Source organism: Pseudomonas benzenivorans (assembly GCF_024397895.1).
GTDB classification, from domain to species: domain Bacteria; phylum Pseudomonadota; class Gammaproteobacteria; order Pseudomonadales; family Pseudomonadaceae; genus Aquipseudomonas; species Aquipseudomonas benzenivorans_A.
The window spans coordinates 61,924-85,093 of the sequence record NZ_CP073346.1; the positions used below are offsets into that span (position 1 = coordinate 61,924).

Sequence of the window (23,170 nt, forward strand, 5' to 3'; positions counted from 1 at the left end):
GGTCATTTCCCTGGCTTACATGCGGAACACGCCGAACGTCGTCGGCTCGATCGGCGCGTTGAGCGCGGCGGACAGCGCCAGGCCGAGCACCTCGCGGGTCTGCGCCGGGTCGATGACGCCGTCGTCCCACAGCCGGGCGCTGGAGTAGTAGGGATGGCCCTGGCGCTCGTACTGCTCGAGGATCGGCTGCTTGAGCTTGGCCTCGTCCTCGGCGGAGAAGGCCTGGCCGGCACGGGCCGCCTGCTCGTGCTTGACCTGCACCAGCACGCCGGCGGCCTGTTCGGCGCCCATCACGCCGATCCGCGCGTTCGGCCACATCCACAGGAAGCGCGGGTCGTAGGCGCGGCCGCACATGCCGTAGTTGCCGGCGCCGAAGCTGCCGCCGATGATCACGGTGAACTTCGGCACCTTGGCGCAGGCCACCGCATTGACCAGCTTGGCGCCGTGCTTGGCGATGCCGCCGGCCTCGTACTTCTGCCCGACCATGAAACCGGTGATGTTCTGCAGGAACAGCAGGGGGATGCCGCGCTGGCAGGCCAGTTCGATGAAGTGCGCGCCTTTCTGCGCCGATTCGGCGAACAGGATCCCGTTGTTGGCGAGAATCGCCACCGGGTAGCCGTGCAGGTGGGCGAAGCCGCAGACCAGGGTGGCGCCGAACAGTGCCTTGAATTCGTCGAACACCGAGCCGTCGACAAGGCGGGCGATCACCTCGCGCACATCGAAAGGCTGCTTGGCGTCGCTGGGGATCACCCCGTACAGCTCCTCGGCGTCATACAGCGGGGCGATCGGCTCGCGGTTGTTGAGCACGCCCTGCTTGCGCCAGTTCAAATTGCTGATGCTGCGCCGGGCCAGGGCCAGGGCGTGCTCGTCGTTGTCGGCATAGTGGTCGGCCACGCCCGAGGTCTTGCAGTGCAGGTCGGCGCCGCCCAGGTCCTCGGCGCTGACTTCTTCGCCTGTGGCGGCCTTCACCAGCGGCGGGCCGGCGAGGAAGATGGTGGCCTGGTTGCGCACCATGATCGCCTCGTCGGCCATGGCCGGCACATAGGCGCCGCCGGCGGTGCAGGAGCCCATCACCACGGCAATCTGGGGGATGCCCATGGCGCTCATGTTGGCCTGGTTGAAGAAGATCCGCCCGAAGTGCTCGCGGTCGGGAAACACCTCGTCCTGGCGCGGCAGGTTGGCGCCGCCGGAGTCCACCAGGTAGATGCACGGCAGGCGGTTCTCGCGGGCGATGGCCTGGGCGCGCAAATGCTTCTTCACCGTCAGCGGGTAGTAGCTGCCCCCCTTCACCGTGGCGTCGTTGGCCACGATCATGCACTCGACGCCTTCGACCCGACCGATGCCGGCGATCACCCCGGCGGCCGGCACCTCTTCGCCGTACACCCCGTGGGCGGCCAGCTGGCCGATCTCGAGGAAGGGCGAGCCGAGGTCGAGGAGGCGGTTGATGCGTTCGCGCGGCAGCAGCTTGCCGCGGGAGATGTGGCGGTGCTGGGCCTTCTCGCCGCCGCCTTCGTGAATGCGCGCGAGGAGGCTGCGCAGGGCACCGACCTGATCGCGCATGGCCGTGCTGTTGGCGGCGAACTCCGGCGAACGGGTATTGAGCTGCGTGTGCAGGATGGTCATGTGCGCTTCCTGTAGGGTGCGCCGTGCGCACCGTTGCCCTTGTACCGGTGCGCACAGCCTGGGCGGCCCAGCGCACCCTACGGATCACTTGGTTTCGTTGAACAGCTCGCGGCCAATCAGCATGCGCCTGATCTCGCTGGTGCCGGCGCCGATCTCGTAGAGCTTGGCATCACGCAGCAGGCGGCCGGTGGGGAACTCGTTGATGTAGCCATTGCCGCCGAGGATCTGGATCGCCTCCAGGGCCATCTGGGTGGCGCGTTCGGCGCTGTAGAGAATCACCCCGGCGGCGTCCTTGCGGGTGGTCTCGCCGCGGTCGCAGGCCTGGGCCACGGCATAGAGGTAGGCACGGCTGGCGTTGAGCTGGGTGTACATGTCGGCGACCTTGCCCTGGATCAGCTGGAACTCGCCGATGCTCTGGCCGAACTGCTTGCGGTCGTGGATATAGGGCAGCACCGCGTCCAGGCAGGCCTGCATGATGCCGACCGGGCCGCCGGCCAGCACCACGCGCTCGTAGTCCAGGCCGCTCATCAGCACCTTCACGCCGCCGTTCTCCACGCCGAGGATGTTCTCCTCCGGCACCTCGACGTCATCGAAGAACAGCTCGCAGGTGTTGGAGCCGCGCATGCCCAGCTTGTCGAACTTGCTGCCGCGGGAAAAACCCTTCCAGTCGCGCTCGACGATGAACGCGGTTATGCCGTGGGCGCCCTTGTCCAGGTCGGTCTTGGCGTAGATCACATAGGTGTCGGCGTCCGGACCGTTGGTGATCCAGGTCTTGCTGCCGTTGAGCACGAAACGGTCGCCACGGCGCTCGGCGCGCAGCTTCATCGACACCACGTCGGAGCCGGCATTGGGCTCGCTCATGGCCAGGGCGCCGACATGCTCGCCGCTGATCAGCTTGGGCAGGTACTTGGCCTTCTGCTCGGCCGTGCCGTTGCGGTTGATCTGGTTGACGCACAGGTTGGAGTGGGCGCCGTAGGACAGCCCGACCGAGGCCGAGGCGCGGCTGATCTCCTCGATGGCCACCACGTGGGCCAGGTAGCCGAGACCGGCACCGCCGTATTCCTCGGACACGGTGACCCCGAGCAGCCCCATGTCGCCGAACTTCTTCCACATGTCGACGGGGAACAGGTTGTCGCTGTCGATGGCGGCGGCGCGTGGCGCCAGCTCGGCGGCGACGAAGGCCTGGACCTGCTCGCGCAGCATGTCGATGGTTTCGCCGAGGGCGAAGTTGAGGGACGGATAGCTCATGGTTCCACCTGTAATTGTTCGATTTAAGTTCAGGAGTTAACGCTTTGTTTTTTATCGATTTCGGTTAGGGCGATCTGGCAGCGCTCTTCGGCTGTATCCAATTCCAGCTGCATCTGTTGAATGTCCAGCAATTGCTGTTGCAGCTGGGCACGGCGCTCGCTGATCTTGCCCATGAAGGTTTCCAGCTGCTTGCGATTGCCGTGGCCCGGGTCGTACAACTCGATCAGTTCCTTGCACTCGGCCAGGGAGAAGCCGATGCGCTTGCCGCGCAGGATCAGCTTGAGGGTGACCTTGTCCTTGGCGCTGTAGATGCGCTCCTGGCCGCGCCGCTCGGGGCTGAGCATGCCTTGCTCCTCGTAGAAGCGAATGGCGCGGGTGGTGATGTCCAGCTCGCGGGCCAGGTCGGAAATGCTGTAGGGCGCAGGCATGGGAGGGTCTCGCTGATTTACCTTTACGTTAACGTAAGCCTGCGCGCGCATTAAGTCAACGCCTGCGTCTTCCCGGTGCCGGAATGTGCAGATTCTTGAACGTCCCGATCTAAAGTCTTTTAGAACAGATAGTTAAGGATTATTGCTGACGTAATACCTGATGGATCACGTCGGGTCAGCTGCCTGTTGGGGCTGGCCGAAGGTGCGGTCGCGGAAGGGCGCCGGCGGCGATGAGGACAGGACTTGAGGGTCCACGCTTTGCGAGCAGATAGCGCCTGCCGGGCGGTTCGCCCGGCAGCGCAAGAGGGGCTTGAAGACGTTAGTAGCGCGCCACCAGGCTAGCGCCCGAGTAGCTGGCGTAGCCACTGACCGCCACGTGGTAGGTGCCGGCTTGCGGGTTGTTGAAGGTGCAGCTCTCGTTGTTGTTGCGGCGTCTCGGGCGGCAATCGAAGCTGCTGGTGGTCGGCGCCGCGCCGAAGCGCACATAGAGATCGGCATTCCCGGAGCCGCCGGACAGGGTGAAGACCAGGCTGCTGACGCCGGCCGGCACGGTGATGGTGTAGCGCTTCATCGAGCGCTTGGCGCCGGACAGCCCGGTGATCGGCGTACCGTTGAACAGGGTGTCGTTGTTGACCACCGGCGGCCCTGCCTGAACGTCGATGGCGGCCCGTGCATCGACCAGGCCGCTGCCGCAGCCTTCGGCGCAGGCGATCGGCAATGCCCGGGCGCTGCTCTTGAGGTTGCTTTCCACCTGTGCCGGCAGTTGCGGGGAAGCCGCCTGCATCAGTGCCACCACGCCGGCAACATGCGGTGCGGCCATTGAGGTGCCGTTGTAGTAGGCGTAGGTGGGGCTGGCGGGTGTGGTCGAACCGCTGTTGAGGGGCGACAGGATGCCCGCGCCGGGTGCGGCGATATCCACCACCGAACCGTAGTTGGAGAAGCTGGCGCGACCGCCGCTGCGGGTGGTGGCGGCGACGGTGATGACGTTGTTGCAGTTGGCCGGGGTGAAGTTGGCCGCGTTGCTATTGCTGTTGCCTGCCGCCACCACCACGGTGGTGCCGCGGCTGACCGCACTGTTGATGGCATTCTGCGTGGTCAGGCTGCAGCTGCCGGTGCCGCCCAGGCTCATGTTGATGACCTGGGCCGGGGTAGTGGTCGACGGAATGCCGCTGACCACGCCGCCGGAGGCCCAGATGATGCCGTCGGCGATGTCCGAGGTATAGCCGCCACAGGTACCCAGCACGCGCACCGGCATGATCTTGGCGTTGTAAGCAACGCCCGCCACCCCTTCCGTATTGTTGGTCAGGGCCGCCACGGTGCCGGCGACGTGGGTGCCGTGCCAGCTGGAGCTGCGTGGCGTGCCGCACTGGCCGCTGGTCCAGTCGCCGGGATCGCTCGGGTCGGCGTCCCGGCCGCCGCCGTCGTTGGCGACCGTGGGGTCGGCGATCATGTCGTAACCGGCCACCAGGTTGCCGTTCAGGTCCGGGTGGTTGGTGATCCCGGTGTCGAGCACGGCGACTACTGCGCCGCTGCCGGTGGAGCGATCCCAGGCGGTGGGCAGGTTGATCCCGCCGGTGGGCTCGTAGTAGTGCCACTGCTCGTTGTAGCGCGAGTCGTTCGGGACGTATGCCGGCTGCAACAAGGCGTCGACCTCGACGTACTCGACGCTGGGGTTAGCCGCCAGCTCCAGCAGCAGGGCGCTGGCCTCGGCGCGATCGAGCTTGCGGGCAGCCTTGATCACGTCGGCCCCCACCGAGGTGCGCCGCAGGTGGCGAACAGACAGGCCGCGGCGCTGCCCGGCCTGGTTCAGTGCCTGGCTACGCATGCTGCTGCTGGCCTGTTCGCGGCTGCCGCTGCGGTACTTGACGATGAAGCGGTCGTAGCTCTTGCCGTCCTTGAGCATGCTGGTGTTGATGTGTGCCGCGCCGCTTTCGGGCGCCGCCAAGGCAGTGGGTGCCGCGATTGCCAGTGCGCAGGCGGTTGCCAGGGCACTGGTGCGCAAGAATTGATTGATACACGTATGAATGGAAGACACTGGTGCAACCCCCGTCGATATGGATTCACAGCCGCATTCAGCGGCCGGGCTAAAGGGAACTACTGCAGAGTGCATCCGGCGCTTGCAGGGGTGCCCGGCTCGCCGAAAGGCGAGGCCAGGCATTGGCGAAATCGAGAGGTCCTGTTCCTAACTAACGGACTGCGCATCCTTGTGCGGGCGCGGCGCCCTTGGGGACAGCGCGGTCCTTCCACGTCGCGCACCTAGAACCCTGTCGCCATGGCTCAAGGTGCGGCGTTGCCTGCGCGTCGGGCATTGACCCGGGCGTGCGATGGCGGACGCGCGGACTATGGAATTGCTCTGGCTATCGGCATAGCGACGTTTTTCTGGACTGCGACTGCCTTCACATTGCGACAGACGGGCGCTGACCAACGGCAGTGAAGGGCTTCGGGAGTGCAGACGAGCGGCAGCTGGCATCTGACCAAGCTCGCTGTACGAAGACAGGAACAGAATGTGGAGGCCGAAAAAAGCCCCTACCGATAAGGCAGGGGCAAAGGTCGCCGTCGGTTGCTAGTGGCGGGCCACCAGGCTGACTCCGGAATAGCTGGAATAGCCGCGCACCATCACGTGATAGGTACCAGCCTGCGGACTGGCAAAGGTGCAGGTCTCATTATTGCCGTTGCGGTAGGGCCGGCAGTCGTAGCTACCCGTGGTGGGGACCGAGCCGAAACGCACATAGAGATCGGCGTCGCCGCTGCCACCGGAGAGGGTGACGGTCAGACTGCTGACGCCGGCCGGCACCGTGATGCTATAGGCCTTGGTCGAGCCCTTGCTGCCGGACAGGCCAGTGACCGGTTGACCATTGAACAGGTTGTCCTGGTTGACCGGTGGGCTGCCGAGCTGCGCATCGACTGCCGCGCGGGCGTCGACCAGGCCGGTGCCACAGCCACCCGAGCAGGTGCCGGGCAGCGCCCGGGCGGTGCTCTTCAGGTTGCTCTCCACCTGCGCCGGGGTCTTCAAGGCCGCCGCCTGCATCAATGCCACTACACCGGCGATGTGTGGTGCGGCCATGGAGGTGCCGTTGTAGGCCGCATAGCTTGGGCTTGCCGGTGTGGTGGTGCCGCTGTTGAGGGTCGAGAGAATCCCCGAGCCGGGCGCGGCCAGGTCAACCACCGAACCGTAGTTGGAGAAGCTCGAGCGCGACCCGCTGCGGGTGGTGGCCGCGACCGTGATGACGTTGTTGCAGTTGGCTGGGTTGAAGTTGTTGGCATCGGCATTGCTGTTGCCTGCCGCCACCACCACGGTGGTGCCGCGGCCGACGGCGCTGTTGATGGCGTTCTGCGTGGTCATGCTGCAGCTGCCGCCGCCGCCCAGGCTCATGTTGATCACTTTGGCCGGCGTGCTGGTGGTCGGCACGCCGCTGACGCTGCCGCCGGAGGCCCAGATGATGCCGTCGGCGATATCCGAGGTATAGCCGCCACAGGTGCCAAGGACACGAACCGGCATGATCTTGGCGTTGAAGGCCACCCCGGCCACGCCTTCGGTATTGTTGGTCACAGCGGCCACGGTGCCGGCGACGTGGGTACCGTGCCAGCTCGAGTCACTGGGTTCGTCGCACTGGCCGGTGGTCCAGTCGCCCGGGTCGGAGGGGTCGGCATCGCGGCCATTGCCATCATTGGCGACCTGGGTATCGGATATCAGGTCGTATCCAGCGATCACATTGGCATTCAGGTCCGGATGGCTGGTGATGCCGGTGTCCAGCACCGCCACCACCACGCCGTTGCCGGTGGAGCGGTCCCAGGCCGTTGGCGCGTTGATCCCGGCGGTGGCCTCGTAGTAGTGCCACTGCTCGTTGTAGCGCGAGTCGTTCGGCGTGTAGACCGGCTTGAGCAGGGCATCCACCTCGACGTACTCGACATTCGGGTTGGCCGCGATCTGCTGCATCAGCGCCTCGGCCCCGGCGCGGTCGAGCTTGCGTGCCGACTTGATGACATCGGCGCCGACGGCGGTACGCCGCAGGTGGCCGACGCCCAGGCCCTGCAGCATCCCGGCCTGGTTCAGCGCCTGGGCACGCATGCTGCTGCTGGCCAGTTCGCTGCTGCCGGCGCGGTACTTGACGATGAATCGGTCGTAGGTCTTGCCTTCCTTGAGCGTGCTGGTGTTGATGCGTGCGGCACCGATGTCCGGTGCGGCGAAGGTCATGGGTGCTGCCATCACCAATGCGCAGGCGGTAGCCAGTGCATGGTTGCGCAGTGCACGGGTAGTGCGAGTGCGGATAGAAGTCACGAGTGTGTATCCCCTGTATTAGGTGGGTAACGAGCGCGCGGATTACGCCCTCGTTGGCCTGACTGATAGAGGGATGCTCTGCAGGGCGCTTGTGGCGCCTGCGGAGGTCACCTGGAGCGGCCGACGCCGCTGCCAGATGCTCGCGAATGCGCGGGGCCTTGCCCCGTCTGCGGACTGCACATCCCTGTGTAGGATCGCGGCGCCATAGCGCTGCGAAGCTCTTCTACTTCCTTGTGCCTATGGGGTGTCCTGCCGCAGTGCCCGGAGTCTCCGGCCTCGCCTGATCACCCCGCCTTGAGGCGGGTTGCAGTGAAAAGCCGGGGGCTTTTGAGCACCATGGTCCCATTTGCGTCGGTCAGCATAGCCGGGATTTTCCAGAGCGCTAATGCAGGCGTGCAGGTGTTGGATGCGGTAGGCAGAAATTCACGGCGGCCTGGCGCATTCAATCAACAGACCACTGGACAGTCAGTCGCAATAACTTTACGTTAACGTCAACGTAAGCATGGGCAATGCCTGAACTGCCCTCTTCGTGGCCCTGTCGGCGATGCTACGAGGGTGTTACAGGAACAATGCCCGTGGGCTCAGGACCCGGATGGTTGGCCATAACCATGGGCACACCCTTCGGCACCAACGTGGCACGGCTCGCCGAGTGCGGAGCCCCGGCGTGACGGGACAGCGGCGAGGGCAGTCAGGCGCTTGCTCCTGCACAACCCGGAGATGACCTGGGCCCAGGCCACCGCCCACTGAATCAGGAGTCGCAACTATGCGTATCGAAGACCGAGTGTTTCTATTGACCGGCGCCAGCTCCGGCCTGGGTCTGGCCAGCGCCCGCGCGCTGGTCGGGGCGGGAGGCAAGGTGCTGCTCGCCGACATCAATGCCGAAGCAGGCGCGGCCCGTGTCGAGGAACTGGGCGCCCGTGCGCGCTTCGTGCACACCGACATCACCCGCGAGGAGGACGGCCGCCGAGCCGTAGCCGCCGCCCTGGAAGCCTTCGGCGGGCTTCACGGGCTGGTCAATTGCGCGGGTGTCGCCCCGGCGGAGAAAGTCCTGGGGCGTCACGGCGCCCATGGTCTGGAGAGCTTCAGTCGGGTGGTCCAGGTCAACCTGGTGGGCAGCTTCAACATGCTGCGCCTGGCCGCCGAGGCCATGGCCCGGGGCGAAGCGAACGAGGAGGGCGAGCGCGGGGTGATCGTCAATACCGCCTCGGTTGCCGCCTTCGACGGCCAGATGGGCCAGGCTGCCTATGCGGCTTCCAAGGGCGGGGTGGCCGCCATGACCCTGCCGGCGGCGCGGGACCTGGCGCGCTCGGGCATCCGCGTGATGTGCATCGCCCCGGGTATCTTCGAGACGCCGATGATGGCCGGCATGCCCCAGGAGGTGCGCGATTCCCTGGCCGCCAACGTGCCGTTCCCGCCCCGCCTGGGTCGCCCGGACGAATATGCCGCCCTGGTGCGGCACATCATCGAGAACCCCATGCTCAACGGCGAGGTCATCCGCCTGGATGGCGCCCTGCGCATGGCCGCCAAATAACGTTGTCAAAACTATGGGCAGCGCGGATTCCATCCGGGCTGCCCGGAATCGGCTTATGAGGTACAGCGACATGAACATGCACTCCGATCCGGTGGTAATCGTCAGCGCCGCACGCACGCCCATGGGCGGCTTCCTCGGCGACCTCAAGGAAGTCACCGCCGCCGAGCTGGGCGCCGCGGCCATTCGCGCCACCCTGGAGCGCGCCGGCCTGGCCGCCGACGCGGTGGACGAGGTGCTCATGGGCTGCGTGCTGCAGGCCGGCCAGGGCCAGGCGCCGGCGCGTCAGGCGGCCCTTGGCGCAGGCCTGGACCAGGGCACCGTGTGCTCGACGGTGAACAAGATGTGCGGCTCGGGCATGAAGGCGGCGATGCTGGGCCACGACCTGCTGCTCGCCGGCAGCGCCGAGGTGGTGATCGCCGGCGGCATGGAGAGCATGTCGAACGCCCCCTACCTGCTGGAGCGGGCGCGCAGCGGCTACCGCATGGGCCACGGCAAGGCGCTCGACCACATGTTCCTCGACGGCCTGGAGGACGCCTACGACAAGGGCCGGCTGATGGGCACCTTCGCCGAAGATTGCGCCGAGGCTTACAGCTTCAGCCGCGAGCAGCAGGACGCCTTCGCCATCGCCTCCCTGACCCGCGCCCAGAGCGCCATGGACGACGGGCGCTTCAAGGACGAGATCGTTGCGCTCGAGGCCAAGGTCGGGCGCGAGCGGCGCCTGATCGGCAGCGACGAGCAGCCGCCGAAGGCGCGCCTGGACAAGATTCCCACCCTCAAGCCGGCGTTCCGCGAAGGCGGCACGGTGACTGCGGCCAATGCCAGTTCGATCTCCGACGGCGCGGCGGCGCTGCTGCTGATGCGCCTGTCCGCAGCCGAGAAGCGTGGCCTCACGCCGCTGGCGGCGATCCGCGGCCACGCCTCCTTCGCCCATGCGCCGAACCTGTTCGCCACCGCCCCGGTCGGTGCCCTGCAGCGTCTGATGGCCCGCACCGGCTGGAGCCTGAACCAGGTCGACCTGTTCGAGATCAACGAAGCCTTCGCCGTGGTGCCGATGGCCGCCATGCGTGACCTGGACATCGGCCACGACAGGCTCAACGTGCACGGCGGCGCCTGCGCCCTCGGCCACCCGATCGGTGCCTCCGGGGCGCGGGTGCTGGTGACCCTGCTCAGCGCCCTGCGCCAGCACGACCTCAAGCGCGGCGTGGCTTCGCTGTGCATCGGCGGTGGCGAAGCCACGGCCATGGCCATCGAATTGCTGAACTGAACCGGGAGAAGTCCATGATTCCTGCTGAAGAAGAGCTGCAGATCCGTGACATGGCCCGCCAGTTCGCCCAGGAGCGGCTGAGGCCCTTCGCTGCCGACTGGGACCGTGAGCACCGTTTTCCCGCCGAGGCCATCGCCGAGATGGGCGAGCTGGGGTTCATGGGCATGCTGGTGCCGGAGCAGTGGGGCGGTGCGCAGACCGGCCACCTGGCCTACGCCATGGCCCTGGAGGAAATCGCCGCCGGCGATGGCGCCTGCTCGACCATCATCAGCGTGCACAACTCGGTGGGCTGCATGCCGATCTTGAAATACGGCAGCGTGGACCAGAAGCAGCGCTTTCTCCAGCCGCTGGCCGAGGGCAAGATGCTCGGCGCCTTCGCCCTCACCGAGCCCCAGGCCGGCTCCGATGCCAGCTTCCTCAAGACCCGGGCGCGGCGCGACGGCGATCACTACGTGCTGAGCGGCAGCAAGCAGTTCATCACCTCCGGTAGCCATGCCGGCATGGTCATCGTCTTCGCCGTGACCGACTCGAGCGCCGGCAAGAAGGGCATCAGCGCCTTTATCGTGCCCACCGACAGCCCCGGCTATTCGGTGGTGCGGGTCGAGGAAAAGCTCGGTCAGCACGCCTCGGACACCTGCCAGATCCAGTTCGACGAGCTGCGCATTCCGGCCAGCCTGCGCCTGGGCGAGGAGGGCGAGGGCTATCGCATCGCCCTCAGCAACCTCGAGGGCGGACGCATCGGCATCGCCGCCCAGGCCGTGGGCATGGCCCGCGCGGCCTTCGAGGCGGCGCGCGACTACGCCCATGAGCGCGAGACCTTCGGCAAGCCGATCATCGAGCATCAGGCCGTGGCCTTCCGCCTGTCCGACATGGCCACCGAGATCGCCGTGGCGCGGCAGATGGTCCATCACGCCGCCAGCCTGCGCGAAGCGGGCCTGGCCTGTCTGACCGAGGCCTCCATGGCCAAGCTGTTCGCCTCGGAGATGGCCGAGCGGGTCTGTTCGGCGGCCATCCAGACCCTCGGTGGCTACGGCTACCTCAAGGACTTTCCGGTCGAGCGCATCTACCGCGACGTGCGCGTGTGCCAGATCTACGAGGGCACCAGCGACGTGCAACGCCTGGTCATCGCGCGCAGCCTCTGAGGCTTCGCTTAGGGCGCGCGCTGGCATGGCGCACCCTACGATGAACCCGACTCACTCCGGTCCGGCGGTTCCTCCTGCTTGGCCGGAGTAGGGTGCGCCGTGCGCAGCTGGGCGATATCCGGTCGAAATTAAGGTTGTCGGACGATCGTGATAGCGCTAACATTCGGCCAAACAAAATTACCGCCACGATGATGGCGTGTTGGAGATCCGATGAATACTCGCCTTTCTGCTCATGGCGTCCTGCCGACTGACCGCACCCTGGTGGTGATGGGCGTCAGCGGCTCCGGCAAGAGCGATATCAGTCAGGCCGTCGCCACCGCACTCGGCTGGCGGCACATCGAGGCCGACCAGTTCCATCCCCAGGAGAACGTCGAGCGGATGCGCGCCGGCACGCCCCTCAGCGATGCCGACCGTGTGCACTGGCTGGACGCGCTGATCCGCGAGATGCAGGTCGCCCAGGCCGCCGGCGAGGGTTTCGTGCTGGCCTGTTCGGCGCTCAAGCTCAGCTATCGCGAGCGCCTGCGCGCTGCGGTACCGGGGCTGCGCTTCGCCCACCTGCATATCGACCACGCCACCGCCCTGCAACGCGTCGGCGCGCGGCCCGGCCATTTCATGCCGACCTCGCTGGTCGACAGCCAGTTCGCCACCCTGGAAGCGCCGACCGGTGAGCTTGGCACCTTGACGGTGGATGGCAGCCAGAGCCGTGCCGCGGTGATCGAGCAGGTCTGTAACTGGGTGCGCAGCAACGCCGCGGAGGTCGAGATGGCCGAGCGGGTGGATCTTTCCGCTACTGAATTTGATAGCGCTACCAGCGACAGCGGGGCCCATCTCACCGGTGAGCCGATCTACGCCGGCGGCCTGGCACGGCTGTTCGACCGCCTGACCGACGGGCTGATGGCGCTGTTGATGGGCTTCATGGTGCTGGTGGTGTTCGGCAACGTGGTGCTGCGCTATGTGTTCGACTCGGGCTGGTCCGGCGCCGAGGAGCTGTCGCGCCTGGCCTTCGTCTGGCTGGTGTTCGTCGGTGTGGCCTCGAGCATGCGCCGGGGCGAGCTGATGAGCTTTTCCCTGATTCGCGACCGCTTCCCGCGGGTCGCACGACTGCTGATCGACTCGGCCAGCTGGCTGCTGGTGGCCGCGGCCAGTGGTCTGGCGACCTGGGGCGCCTGGCAGCAGCTGCAGTTCGGCTGGCGCATCTCCAGCCCGGTTGTCGGTTATCCCCTGGCGCTGGCGATGCTGCCGGTGCTGGCCTGCATGGCGGTACTGGGGCTGCTGGCCCTGGCGCAGCTGGTCAACGTCTGGCGTCGCCCCCAGCCCCTGCCCAGTGCGCTGGCCAATGTCACGGTCGATTGAATCGACCGTGCAGCGCGAACTTTCCAATAACAACAGCGGGCACTGCCCACCGAGGACCCACCGATGACCGTCGCGGTTTTCCTTTCATCCCTGCTGGGCTTCATGGCCTTCGGCATGCCGATCGCCTTCGCCCTGATCCTCACCGGCGCGGCGCTGATGTGGTACCTGGAGTTCTGGGACGTGCAGCTGCTGGCGCAGAACCTGCTGGCCGGCGCCGACAGCTTCCCATTGCTGGCCGTGCCCTTCTTCATCCTCGCCGGCGAGCTGATGAACGCCGGCGGCATCTCCAAGCGCATCATCGCCATGGCCCAGGCCTATGTCGGTCACAAGCGCGGCGGTCTGGGCTTCGTCGCCATCGCCGCGGCGGTGCTGCTGGCCAGCATGTCCGGTTCGGCCCTGGCCGACACCGCGGCGCTGGCGACCCTGCTGCTGCCGATGATGCGCCAGCGCGGCTATCCGCTGCACGCCTCGGCAGGCCTGGTGGCGGCCGGTGGCATCATCGCGCCGATCATTCCGCCGTCGATGCCCTTCGTCATCTATGGCGTGGTGACCAATACCTCGATCAGCCAGTTGTTCATGGCCGGTCTGGTGCCCGGGCTGATCATGGGCGGCGGCTTGATCCTGGCCTGGAGCCTGATCGCCCGCGGCTTCACCGAACCGACCCCGCCCAAGGCGAGCAAGGCCGAGCGCCGCGCGACGCTGGTCGATGGCGCCTCGGCGCTGATGCTGCCGGTGATCATCGTCGGCGGCCTGCGCTTCGGCATCTTCACCCCGACCGAGGCGGCCGTGGTCGCGGCGGTCTACGCCCTGGGCGTGTCGACCCTGCTGTACCGCGAGCTGAACTGGAACGCCCTGGTAGAGGCGATGACCCGTGCCAGCCGCACCACCGCCTCGGTGATGTTCCTCTGCGCCGCGGCTACGGTGTCGGCCTACATGGTCACCCTGGCACAACTGCCGGACGAGATCGCCGCCATGCTCGGCCCCCTGGCCGACCATCCGCGACTGCTGGTGGCGGCGATCATGCTGCTGATGATCGCGGTGGGCATGGTCCTGGACCTGACGCCGACCATCCTCATCCTGGCCCCGGTGCTGGCGCCGATCGCGGTCAAGGCCGGCGTCGATCCGGTGTACTTCGGTGTGATGTTCGTATTGATCGGCTCCATCGGCCTGATCACCCCACCGGTGGGCACCGTGCTCAACGTGGTCGGCGGCATCGGCCGGCTGCGCATGGATGTGCTGGTGCGCGGCGTGATGCCGTTCTTCCTGATCTACCTGGCGATAGTCGTGCTGCTGATCGCCGTGCCGGAAATCGTCACGGTGCCGCTGGCATGGCTGCGCTGAGTCACATTCCGCAACCCACCCGGGGCCTGCGGCCCCAACCCGTACTCATCCACAACAACAAAGGTACCAGCCCCATGAGACGCTTCCTGATCGCCGGCCTCGCCGCCGCCACCCTGCTCAGCCCCCTGGCCACGCTCACCGCCCAGGCCGATGAAATCCGCTCGCGAATGATCCGTTTCGGTTACGGCCTCAACGAGGACAGCAACCAGGGCCGCGCCGCCAAGCTGTTTGCCGAGGAAGTGGCCAAGGCCTCCGACGGCAAGCTGAAGATCCGCACCTTCGGTTCCGCCAGCCTGGGCGCCGACAACCAGATGCAGAATGCCCTGATCGGTGGCGCCCAGGAAATGATGGTCGGTTCGACCGCCACCCTGGTGGGCATCAGCAAGGAAATGGCGGTGTGGGACACGCCGTTCCTGTTCAGCAGCGAGCAGCAGGCCGACGCCGTGCTCGATGGCCCGGTCGGTCGTCAGGTGATGGACAAGCTGGAAGAGCAGGGTCTGGTCGGTCTGGTGTACTGGGAGAACGGCTTTCGCAACATGACCAACAACGTGCGGCCGATCGCCAAGATCGAGGACTTCTCCGGCATCAAGCTGCGGGTCATGCCCAACCCGGTCTACCTCGAGACCTTCAAGCTGATGGGCGCCAACGCCGTGCCGCTGCCGTTCTCCGAGCTGTTCACCGCGCTCGAGACCAAGGCGGTGGATGGCCAGGAGAACCCCTTCAACACCATCCTCTCGTCGAAGTTCTATGAGGTGCAGAAGTACCTGACCGTGACCAATCACGTGTACAGCCCGTGGATCGTCACCGCTTCCAAGCGCTGGTGGGACGGCCTGTCGCAGAGCGAGCAGGCGATCATCCTGCAGGCGGCGATCAAGGCCCGTGACTTCGAGCGCCAGGACACCCGCGCCGAAGCGGCCAAGGCCCTGGCCCAGCTCAAGGTCAATGGCATGCAGGTCAACGAAATCAGCGCCGAGCAGATCCAGCAGATGCGCGAAATCGCCAAGCCGGCGATTCAGCAGGTGGTCGACACCGTGGGTCAGGAGCTGTTCGATCAGGTCCAGGCCGAGGCCGCCAAGGCCGCGAACTGATGGGTTTTCGCGGGGTACGCCAGATGAATCGGTCGTTGCATGGCGCCGGCACAGGGCGGCGTACCCCGCACTTTTCTTCAGCTGGTAGAATCGCCGGCTTCTTGTCCGGGGACCTTTCATGAGCCAGCGTCGACGTCGCACCGCCGAACGCGTCACCCTGTCCGATGTGGCCAAGGCCGCCGGCTGCTCGCTGATGTCCGCCTCAAGGGCGCTGTCGCAGCCGGATATGGTCTCCGACGCCCTGCGCGAGCAGGTGGTGCGGGCGGTCAAGGAGCTCGGTTACGTGCCCCATTCGGCGGCACGGGCGTTGGCCAGTTCGCGTTCGAACCTGGTCGCGGTGATCATTCCCTCGCTGTCCAACTCGGTGTTCGTCGACACCGCCGAGGCGATCCAGCGGGTGCTGATGCCGGCCGGTTTCGAAATGATGCTCGGCGTCAGCCACTACCGCGCGGCAGAGGACGAGCGCCTGCTGCGCGCCTACCTGGCGCACCAGCCGGCCGGACTGCTGCTCACCGGTTTCGAGCGCAGCGATGCGGCGCGGGAGATTCTCGGGGGGTACCGCGGGCCGATCGTCAGCATGATGGAGTTGAGCGACGCCGAGGATGACTACTGCGTCGGTTTCTCCCAGCAGGAAGCGGGGGCCGCCATGACCCGCGCGCTGATCGAGCGGGGCTACCGGCAGATTGCCTTCGCCGCCGCCCAGCTCGACCCGCGTACCCTGCAGCGCGCCGAAGGCTACCGCCAGGCGATGCGCGAAGCCGGGCGCCATGACCCATCCCTGGAACTGCTGACCCCGGAGCTGTCGTCCATCGGTCTGGGCGCCAACCTGCTCGATCGCCTGCTGCAGCAGCAGCCGCAGATCGATGCGGTGTTCTTCAACAACGACGACCTGGCCATGGGCGCACTGTTTCGCGCCCGCCAGCTGGATCTGGCGGTGCCCCAGCGGCTGGCCATCGCCGGCTTCAACGACCTGCCGGCCGCAGCCTGGGTGCACCCGGCGTTGACCACGGTGCGCACCACCCGCGGCAGGGTCGGCGAACTGGCGGCGCAGATGCTGATGAGCCTGATGCGCGGCCAGCAGCCGCAGAGCCGGCGTATCGACGTCGGCTTCGAGGTGGTGCTGCGCGACAGCGCCTGAGTTCCAGCCGTTAGGTAAAAGCCCCGCTGATGCGGGGCTTTTGCTTTTCGACGCTTGCCGGTTCAGGCCTCGACCTTCGGCTGCTGCCTCTCCTGGGTCGCCACCTGCTGGCAGATCTCGATGATCTGTTCGCGCATCCAGCGGTTGGCGGGGTCCTGGTCGGTGCTTTCATGCCAGTACAGGTGGGTTTCCAGGGTCGGCACGTCGTTCACCGGCAACTCGACGAAATGCAGCGCGTTGCGCCGGGCGAAGCGCTCCGGCACGGTCATCACCATGTCGGTGCTCTGCATCACGTTGGTGGCCATCAGGTAGTGCTGCGAGCGCAGGGCGATCTTGCGCTGCAGGCCGATCTTGCCGAGGGCCAGGTCGACGTGGCCGAGGCCGCTGCGGCGGCTGGAGATGTGGATGTGGGTCAGGGCCAGGTATTCGTCCTGGCTGATCCTATCCTTGGCCAGCGGATGACCCTGGCGCATGGCGCAGACATAGCGATCTTCCAACAACTTGACGTGTCGCACCTGCGGGTCGGTGTTGAGCGGCGCATCCACGGCGAAATCCAGGCGCCCGGCCGCCAGTTCCTTGGTGGTCTCGCGGCGCCGCGCCAGCATGCTCTCGATCACCAACTGCGGCGCCAGGCGCCGCAGGCGCTGGAACAGCGGCGGAAGGACTATCGCCTCGGAAAGGTCGGTCATGCTGATGCGGTAGGTCTTGCCCGCCTGGGACGGGTTGAAGGTGCGGCTTTCCTGCACCGAGATGCGCAACTGCTGCAACGCACTGCGCACCGGGCCGATGATGTTCTGCGCCATCGGCGTTGGCACCATGCCCTGGGCGGTGCGCACGAACAGCGGGTCGTTGAAGGTCTCGCGCAGGCGGGCCAGGGCATTGGACACCGCGGGCTGGGTGATGCCGACGATCTGCCCGGCGCGGGTCAGATTGGCCTCGGTGTAGATGGCATCGAAGACGACGAACAGGTTGAGGTCGACCTTGTTGAGATTCATTCCTTGCGAGCTCCGAGGGGGTCCGTAGCGGTCGATCATATATCGGTGATGAATGTTTATACACGACGAAAATAGGTTAGATAAATCCGAAACCCTGCTCTAGCATCCCTTTCAACGTATCAAGCCTGTCCAAAACTCCGTCAGAAGGTAGCTCCCCATGGATTTCGCCTACTCCCCCAAGGTCCAGGATCTGCGTGAACGTGTCAGCGCGTTCATGGAGGATCATGTCTACCCGGCCGAGGCCGTGTTCGAGCAGCAGGTGGCAGAAGGCGACCGCTGGCAGCCAACCGCGATCATGGAAGAGCTCAAGACCAAGGCGAAGGCGGCGGGATTGTGGAACCTGTTCCTGCCGGACTCCGAGCTGGGCGCCGGGCTGAGCAACACCGAGTACGCGCCGCTGGCCGAGATCATGGGCAGCTCGTTGATCGGCGCCGAGCCGTTCAACTGCGCCGCGCCGGACACCGGCAACATGGAGGTGCTGGTGCGCTATGGCAACGAGGCGCAGAAGCAGCAGTGGCTGCAGCCGCTGCTCAGTGGCGAGATCCGCTCGGCCTTCGCCATGACCGAGCCGGGCGTGGCCTCTTCGGATGCCACCAACATGGAAGCCAGCGCCGTGCGCGAGGGCGATGAATGGTTGATCAACGGCCGCAAGTGGTGGACTTCCGGCGCCTGCGATCCGCGCTGCAAGGTGATGATCTTCATGGGCTTGACCAACCCGGAGGCGCCGCGCCACCAGCAGCACTCGATGATCCTGGTGCCGATGGATGCCCCCGGGGTCAAGGTGCTGCGCCCGCTGCCGGTGTTCGGTTACGACGACGCCCCCCATGGCCACGCCGAGGTGCTGTTCGACAACGTGCGGGTGCCTTACGACAACGTGTTGCTCGGCGAGGGACGTGGCTTCGAGATTGCCCAGGGCCGCCTGGGCCCAGGGCGCATCCACCACTGCATGCGCTCGATCGGCATGGCCGAGCGCGCCCTCAAGCTGATGTGCGAGCGCGCCACCAGCCGCACCGCGTTCGGCAAACCCCTGGCCCGCCTGGGCGGCAACATCGACCTGATCGCCGACTCGCGCATGGAAATCAACATGGCGCGCCTGTTGACCCTCAACGCCGCCTACATGATGGACACCGTGGGCAACAAGATCGCCGCCAGCGAGATCGCCCAGATCAAGGTGGTGGCGCCGAACGTGGCGCTCAAGGTGATCGACCGGGCCATCCAGATGCACGGCGGCGCCGGGGTGTCCAACGACTTCCCGCTGGCCTACTGGTACGCCATGCAGCGCACCCTGCGCCTGGCCGATGGCCCGGACGAGGTGCACCGCGCGGCGATCGGCAAGTTCGAGATCGGCAAGTACATGCCCCGCGAGGCGATGAAAGCCAGTCGCTGAACGGGCTGCCGGAATGGCGATACGCCAGGTTCAATCGGCCCGGCGGTCGTGCTTGCGGTGGCGGGTCTTCAGCAACGACAGCAAAACGCCACCGGCCAGCAGCCCCAAGGTCACAGTCAGGGAGAGCAGGGCAGGGACGTGGCCCAGCACATCCTGCAGGAAGATCTTGCTGCCGATGAAGATCAGTACCAGTGCCAGGGCGTACTTCAGGTAGATGAAGCGGTGCATCAGCGAGGCCAGGGCGAAGTACAGGGCGCGCAGGCCGAGAATCGCGAAGATGTTCGAGGTGTAGACGATAAAGGGGTCCTGGGTGATGGCGAACACCGCCGGCACGCTGTCCACGGCGAAGACCAGATCGGCCAGCTCGATCAGCACCAGGGCCAGTAACAGCGGGGTGGCGTGCAGTTGCTGCTTGCCCGTGACCGGGTCGCCCAGCCTGACCAGGAACCGGCCTTCATGCAGGACGTCGGTGACGCGCAGGCGCCGACTGAGAAAATCCAACAGCTTGCTCTGTGCCAGGTCTGGATGCTGTTCCTCGCGGCTGAACAACATTCTCACCCCGGTCAGCAGCAGGAATATGCCGAACAGATAGAGCACCCAGTCGAAGCGCTGTACCAGTGCGGTGCCCAGGCCGATCATCAGCGCGCGCAGCACCACCACGCCGATGATGCCCCAGAACAGCACCCGGTGCTGGTAGCGCCGGGGGATGTTGAAGAACCCCAGAATCACCGCCATGACGAATACGTTGTCCATCGACAACGACTGCTCGACCAGAAAGCCGGTGTAGAACTCCAGCGCCTTGCTCGCCCCGAGCTGCCACCAGATCCAGCCACCGAACGCCATGCCCACGCTGAAATAGCCGCTGTAGAGCAGCAGGCTCTCGCGCATCTCGATTTCATGCTGTTCGCGGTGCAGCACGCCCAGGTCGAACACCAGCAGGCCGATGACGATCCCGGCGAAGGCCAGCCAGAACCAGCCGGGGGTGCCGAGGAAGGGGGTCGAGATAAGGGTTTCAAGCATCGTCATAGGCCCTCCCTGCTGTGTCCGCCTAAGTTGAGAATCAACTTGGTGACGCCGACATCACGGTGAGAAATCACCGCCAGAGGGGCCCGGTGCCACTGCAGATAAGGCTAGAGGGGAAACGGCTGTCCAGCAAACGGCCGCCCCGGTTCCGGGCGGCTGACGCGGGGGCTACTCAGTAGACCCAGACCTCGACCCGGCGGTTCTTGATCCGCCCTTCGTCGGCATCGTTGGCCGCCACCGGCAACTCATCGCCCAGGCCGATGACCTCGCGCAGCACCACGCCCTGGCGCACCAGTTCACGGCGCACGGCCATGGCGCGCAGCTTGGACAGCAGCTCGGCCCGGGCCGAATCGCTCTTGGGGTCACCGAAGCCGACCAGCACGACCTTGTGCCGCAGCTTGTCCTGGCTGCTCACGTACTCGAGCAGCCGCTCGAGGTCGCGCTGGGCCTTGTTGTCCAGGCTGGCGCTGCCTTCCGCGAAGCGGAAGTTCACCGACAGCCGCTTGGCCTCGCGGGCCAGGGTCTGGTAGGCGGCCGGCATGCCCTGACTGGGGGCCACCTGCACTGCCTGCACGGTCTGCGCGATAAAGCCGTTCTGCGCCACTATGGCCTGTCCGCGCGGGCTGTGGGCGAAGTTCACCAGCGCCTTGGCCCAGGGGTTGGCCAGCTCCGGCTGGTTGTACAGAAACAACCGGCGCGACAGTGGGTAGTCTTCGGTGGCGATCAGCGTCTCGCTCGGCGCCATGGCCTGCGATTGCCCTGCGGCGATGGCCAGGACCTTGGCCTGGCGGATATAGGGCAGGCCAATGAAGCCGATACCCTGCGGGTCCTGGCTGACCAGGTCGGACAGCCGCTCGCTTGACTCGAAACGCCGGGCGCCGGCGGCCAGTGCCTTGCCGTTGGCGGCCAGGACCAGTTCCTTGAAGGTGTCGTAGGTGCCGGAATTGTCGTCGCGTGCGTACAGCTTGATCGCGCCGGGGCGACCGCCCAGTTGCGCCCAGTCGTTGATTTCCCCGGCGAATACCCGGGCCAGCTGGTCGGTGCGCAAGGCGTCGATGGGATTGCCCGGGTGCAGGATGATCGCCAGGCCGTCGATGGCAATGATCTGCTCCGCGCCGGGGCTTTTCAGATCGCCCAGTGTTGCCAGGGCGCTGACCTCGCCGTCCTTGATCGGGCGCGAGGAGGCGGCCAGGTCGGCGCTGCCATGCTGCAGGGCGACGAAGCCGGTGCTCGAGCCGTGGGCGGCCACCTCGATGCTGACCGTGCGGCCATCGGCGGTCTTGCCGGTGATCAGCTGCTCGTTGTCCGCCTTGCCGGGTGCCACGCTGATCGCGCTCAGACCCTGCTGCTCGAGCAGGCCCTTGACCAGTGCCGGGCCGAGCTTCGCGCCTATGGTGTTGGAACCCTGGATACGCAGCACAGTGCCGTCTTCTGCGGCTATGGGCAGGGCGGCAAAGCCGGAGCCGGGCAGGAAGCAGCAGGCGAAGCCGAGCAACAGCGAGGTTGCGAGTCGGCTCCAGGTTTCGCGATCACGGGCGGGCAGGGCGCGCGGCATGCGACAGACACCTTGTATGGGTGGATGAGGATGCCGCGACGATAAGACAGCTAGATGACAGAAATATGACGACGAGAGGTTGGCGTGTGAACGGGGCGGCAAATCGATCCAATAAAGATCGCGCCGCCCGGGCGATGCTCTAGCCCAGCTCCAACCAGATCGGCGCGTGGTCCGAGGGCTTTTCCATAGCGCGCAGTTCGTAGTCGATACCGGCGTCCTTGATCCGCTCCTGCAGGGCTCGGGAGGCGAGGATCACATCGATGCGCAGGCCGCGCTTGGGTTCGTCCTCGAAGCCGCGACTGCGGTAGTCGAACCAGCTGAAGCGGTCGCTCACAGCCGGATTGAGCTGGCGGAAGCTGTCCACCAGGCCCCAGTCCTTCAGCTCCGCCAGCCACTCGCGTTCCTCCGGCAGGAAGCTGCACTTGCCGGTCTTGAGCCAGCGCAAGCGGTTCGGTTCGCCGATGCCGATATCGCAGTCCTCGGGGGAAATATTGATATCGCCCATCACCACCAGCGGCTGATCCGGCTGGAACTGGCTGCGCAGCAACTGCTGCAGGTCGGCGTAGAAGCGCTGCTTGGCCGGAAACTTGAGCGGGTGATCGCGACTCTCGCCCTGGGGAAAGTAGCCGTTCATCACGGTCACCGGGTTGCCCTGGGCATCGGCGAAGGTGCCGTAGATGAAGCGACGCTGGGCGTCCTCAGGATCATCGGGAAAGCCCTTGTGCAGGGCCAATGGGGCCTGGCGCGAGAGCAGGGCGACGCCGTAGTGGCCCTTCTGGCCGTGGTAGTGCACGTGATAGCCGAGCTGGCGGATCTCGGCCTCGGGGAACTGCTCGTCGGCGACCTTGGTCTCCTGCAGGCCGATCACGTCCGGCTGGTGTTTGTCGATCAACGCCGCCAGCTGGTGGGGGCGCGCACGCAGGCCGTTGATGTTGAAGGAAACAATCTTCATGGGCGGCAGGTCCTGGAGCTTCTGGCTGGAAAGCCGGGAATGCTAGCCGATCCAGCCCGGCCGGGGCCAGTCGCCTGGCGGGCGATGGGCTGCGGTGCTACCGTGGCCCTAGGCCAGATATTCCTATAACAACAGAGGTCGCGCCTATGTCCAACAGCCCAGCCGAAATTCGTCAGCTCGATGGCGGTTACGCGCGCGAGGCGCGCTCGCTGCTGTATCACGCCTACCGCCATGAGCCCACCTTCGCCTACCTGTTCGAGGCCGAGCGGCCCGGCTATGACCAGCGCGTGCGAGCCACGGTGCGCGAGCTGGTGCAGCAACATTTCAGCGAAGACCTGCCGGCGCTGGGCCTGTTGATCGATGACCGCCTGATCGGCATGGCACTGATCGCGCCGCCCCAGCGACGCATGGATATCACCGAAAGCTGGGCCTGGCGCATGCGCATGCTGCTGACTGCCGGGTTCCGCTGCACCAAGCGCTACCTGGAATACCACGATGCCGTGCTGGCCTGCCTGCCACCGGGCGCCTACCACCTGCTGCCGCTGCTCGGTGTCCACCCGGAATTCCAGGGCCAGCACCTCGGCGAGCAACTGCTCGAAGCCGTGCACAACTGGTGCGCCGAGGACGGCAGCTCCCGCGGTGTGGTCCTCGACACCGGCGATGAGCATTACCTGGCGTTCTACCAGCGCCAGGGGTATCAGGAGGTCGGCCAGGTGGCGATCGGGCCGATCGTCGAGCATGTGTTCTTCCACCCCAATCCGCAACCGGCGGTCAAGGCCAGCGCCTGACGCCAGCGCGTCGCGCTCCATCGCCGCGCTCGGCC

At 66.2% G+C, this 23,170-nt stretch carries 18 protein-coding genes; 9 read left to right on the forward strand and 9 right to left on the reverse strand.

Annotation, left to right across the window (positions count from 1 at the left end; translation table 11 throughout):
* Positions 1 to 15: 15 nt before the first annotated feature.
* From KDW96_RS00310 to KDW96_RS00330, 5 genes are all read right to left on the reverse strand, one after another.
* On the reverse strand, positions 16 to 1,623 hold the full coding sequence (locus KDW96_RS00310; RefSeq protein WP_255838406.1) for a carboxyl transferase domain-containing protein: 1,608 nt from the start codon (positions 1,621 to 1,623) through the stop codon (positions 16 to 18).
* Between the two features lie 84 nt (positions 1,624 to 1,707).
* Positions 1,708 to 2,871, reverse strand: a complete 1,164-nt coding sequence (locus tag KDW96_RS00315; protein WP_255838407.1) for an isovaleryl-CoA dehydrogenase — start codon at positions 2,869 to 2,871, stop codon at positions 1,708 to 1,710.
* A gap of 29 nt (positions 2,872 to 2,900) precedes the next feature.
* On the reverse strand, positions 2,901 to 3,299 hold the full coding sequence (locus tag KDW96_RS00320; protein ID WP_255838408.1) for a MerR family transcriptional regulator: 399 nt from the start codon (positions 3,297 to 3,299) through the stop codon (positions 2,901 to 2,903).
* 319 nt (positions 3,300 to 3,618) lie between these two features.
* Positions 3,619 to 5,244: a S8 family peptidase gene (locus KDW96_RS00325; RefSeq protein ID WP_255838409.1), complete on the reverse strand. Its 1,626-nt coding sequence runs from the start codon at positions 5,242 to 5,244 to the stop codon at positions 3,619 to 3,621.
* Positions 5,245 to 5,862: 618 nt separating this feature from the next.
* Positions 5,863 to 7,494, reverse strand: coding sequence for a S8 family peptidase (locus tag KDW96_RS00330; RefSeq protein ID WP_255838410.1), 1,632 nt, complete (start codon positions 7,492 to 7,494; stop codon positions 5,863 to 5,865).
* 847 nt (positions 7,495 to 8,341) lie between these two features.
* On the opposite strand from KDW96_RS00330, the gene KDW96_RS00335 reads away from it, so the two are divergent.
* From KDW96_RS00335 to gntR, 7 genes are all read left to right on the forward strand, one after another.
* On the forward strand, positions 8,342 to 9,109 hold the full coding sequence (locus KDW96_RS00335; protein ID WP_255838411.1) for a 3-hydroxyacyl-CoA dehydrogenase: 768 nt from the start codon (positions 8,342 to 8,344) through the stop codon (positions 9,107 to 9,109).
* 76 nt (positions 9,110 to 9,185) lie between these two features.
* A complete protein-coding gene (locus KDW96_RS00340; protein WP_255840595.1) occupies positions 9,186 to 10,373 on the forward strand; it encodes an acetyl-CoA C-acyltransferase in 1,188 nt (395 codons plus the stop codon).
* A gap of 14 nt (positions 10,374 to 10,387) precedes the next feature.
* On the forward strand, positions 10,388 to 11,515 hold the full coding sequence (locus KDW96_RS00345) for an acyl-CoA dehydrogenase family protein (protein WP_255838412.1): 1,128 nt from the start codon (positions 10,388 to 10,390) through the stop codon (positions 11,513 to 11,515).
* A gap of 267 nt (positions 11,516 to 11,782) precedes the next feature.
* Entirely contained in the window at positions 11,783 to 12,868 is a 1,086-nt protein-coding gene (locus tag KDW96_RS00350) for a gluconokinase, GntK/IdnK-type (protein WP_255840596.1), read from the forward strand.
* A gap of 63 nt (positions 12,869 to 12,931) precedes the next feature.
* Entirely contained in the window at positions 12,932 to 14,209 is a 1,278-nt protein-coding gene (locus KDW96_RS00355; protein ID WP_255838413.1) for a TRAP transporter large permease subunit, read from the forward strand.
* A gap of 74 nt (positions 14,210 to 14,283) precedes the next feature.
* Positions 14,284 to 15,297, forward strand: coding sequence for a TRAP transporter substrate-binding protein (locus tag KDW96_RS00360; RefSeq protein WP_255838414.1), 1,014 nt, complete (start codon positions 14,284 to 14,286; stop codon positions 15,295 to 15,297).
* Between the two features lie 118 nt (positions 15,298 to 15,415).
* Positions 15,416 to 16,435 carry an HTH-type transcriptional regulator GntR gene (gene gntR / locus KDW96_RS00365; protein ID WP_255838415.1) on the forward strand — a complete coding sequence of 340 codons (1,020 nt, stop codon included), beginning with the start codon at positions 15,416 to 15,418 and terminating at the stop codon, positions 16,433 to 16,435.
* Between the two features lie 62 nt (positions 16,436 to 16,497).
* On the opposite strand, the gene KDW96_RS00370 is transcribed toward gntR, so the two are convergent.
* Positions 16,498 to 17,430: a LysR family transcriptional regulator gene (locus KDW96_RS00370; RefSeq protein WP_255838416.1), complete on the reverse strand. Its 933-nt coding sequence runs from the start codon at positions 17,428 to 17,430 to the stop codon at positions 16,498 to 16,500.
* A 157-nt stretch (positions 17,431 to 17,587) separates the two neighbouring features.
* On the opposite strand from KDW96_RS00370, the gene KDW96_RS00375 reads away from it, so the two are divergent.
* Entirely contained in the window at positions 17,588 to 18,817 is a 1,230-nt protein-coding gene (locus KDW96_RS00375) for an acyl-CoA dehydrogenase (protein ID WP_255838417.1), read from the forward strand.
* A gap of 30 nt (positions 18,818 to 18,847) precedes the next feature.
* On the opposite strand, the gene KDW96_RS00380 is transcribed toward KDW96_RS00375, so the two are convergent.
* The 3 genes from KDW96_RS00380 to xthA form a co-directional block, all read right to left on the reverse strand.
* A complete protein-coding gene (locus KDW96_RS00380; protein ID WP_255838418.1) occupies positions 18,848 to 19,843 on the reverse strand; it encodes a TerC family protein in 996 nt (331 codons plus the stop codon).
* A gap of 169 nt (positions 19,844 to 20,012) precedes the next feature.
* A complete protein-coding gene (locus KDW96_RS00385) occupies positions 20,013 to 21,395 on the reverse strand; it encodes a substrate-binding domain-containing protein (RefSeq protein WP_255838419.1) in 1,383 nt (460 codons plus the stop codon).
* 139 nt (positions 21,396 to 21,534) lie between these two features.
* The gene (gene xthA, locus KDW96_RS00390) at positions 21,535 to 22,347 is read right to left on the reverse strand and encodes an exodeoxyribonuclease III (protein ID WP_255838420.1); all 813 of its coding nucleotides are present in this window, start codon (positions 22,345 to 22,347) and stop codon (positions 21,535 to 21,537) included.
* A gap of 146 nt (positions 22,348 to 22,493) precedes the next feature.
* Between xthA and KDW96_RS00395 the strand changes: the two genes are divergently transcribed.
* Positions 22,494 to 23,135, forward strand: a complete 642-nt coding sequence (locus tag KDW96_RS00395; RefSeq protein ID WP_255838421.1) for a GNAT family N-acetyltransferase — start codon at positions 22,494 to 22,496, stop codon at positions 23,133 to 23,135.
* The last annotated feature ends 35 nt before the right edge of the window (positions 23,136 to 23,170 follow it).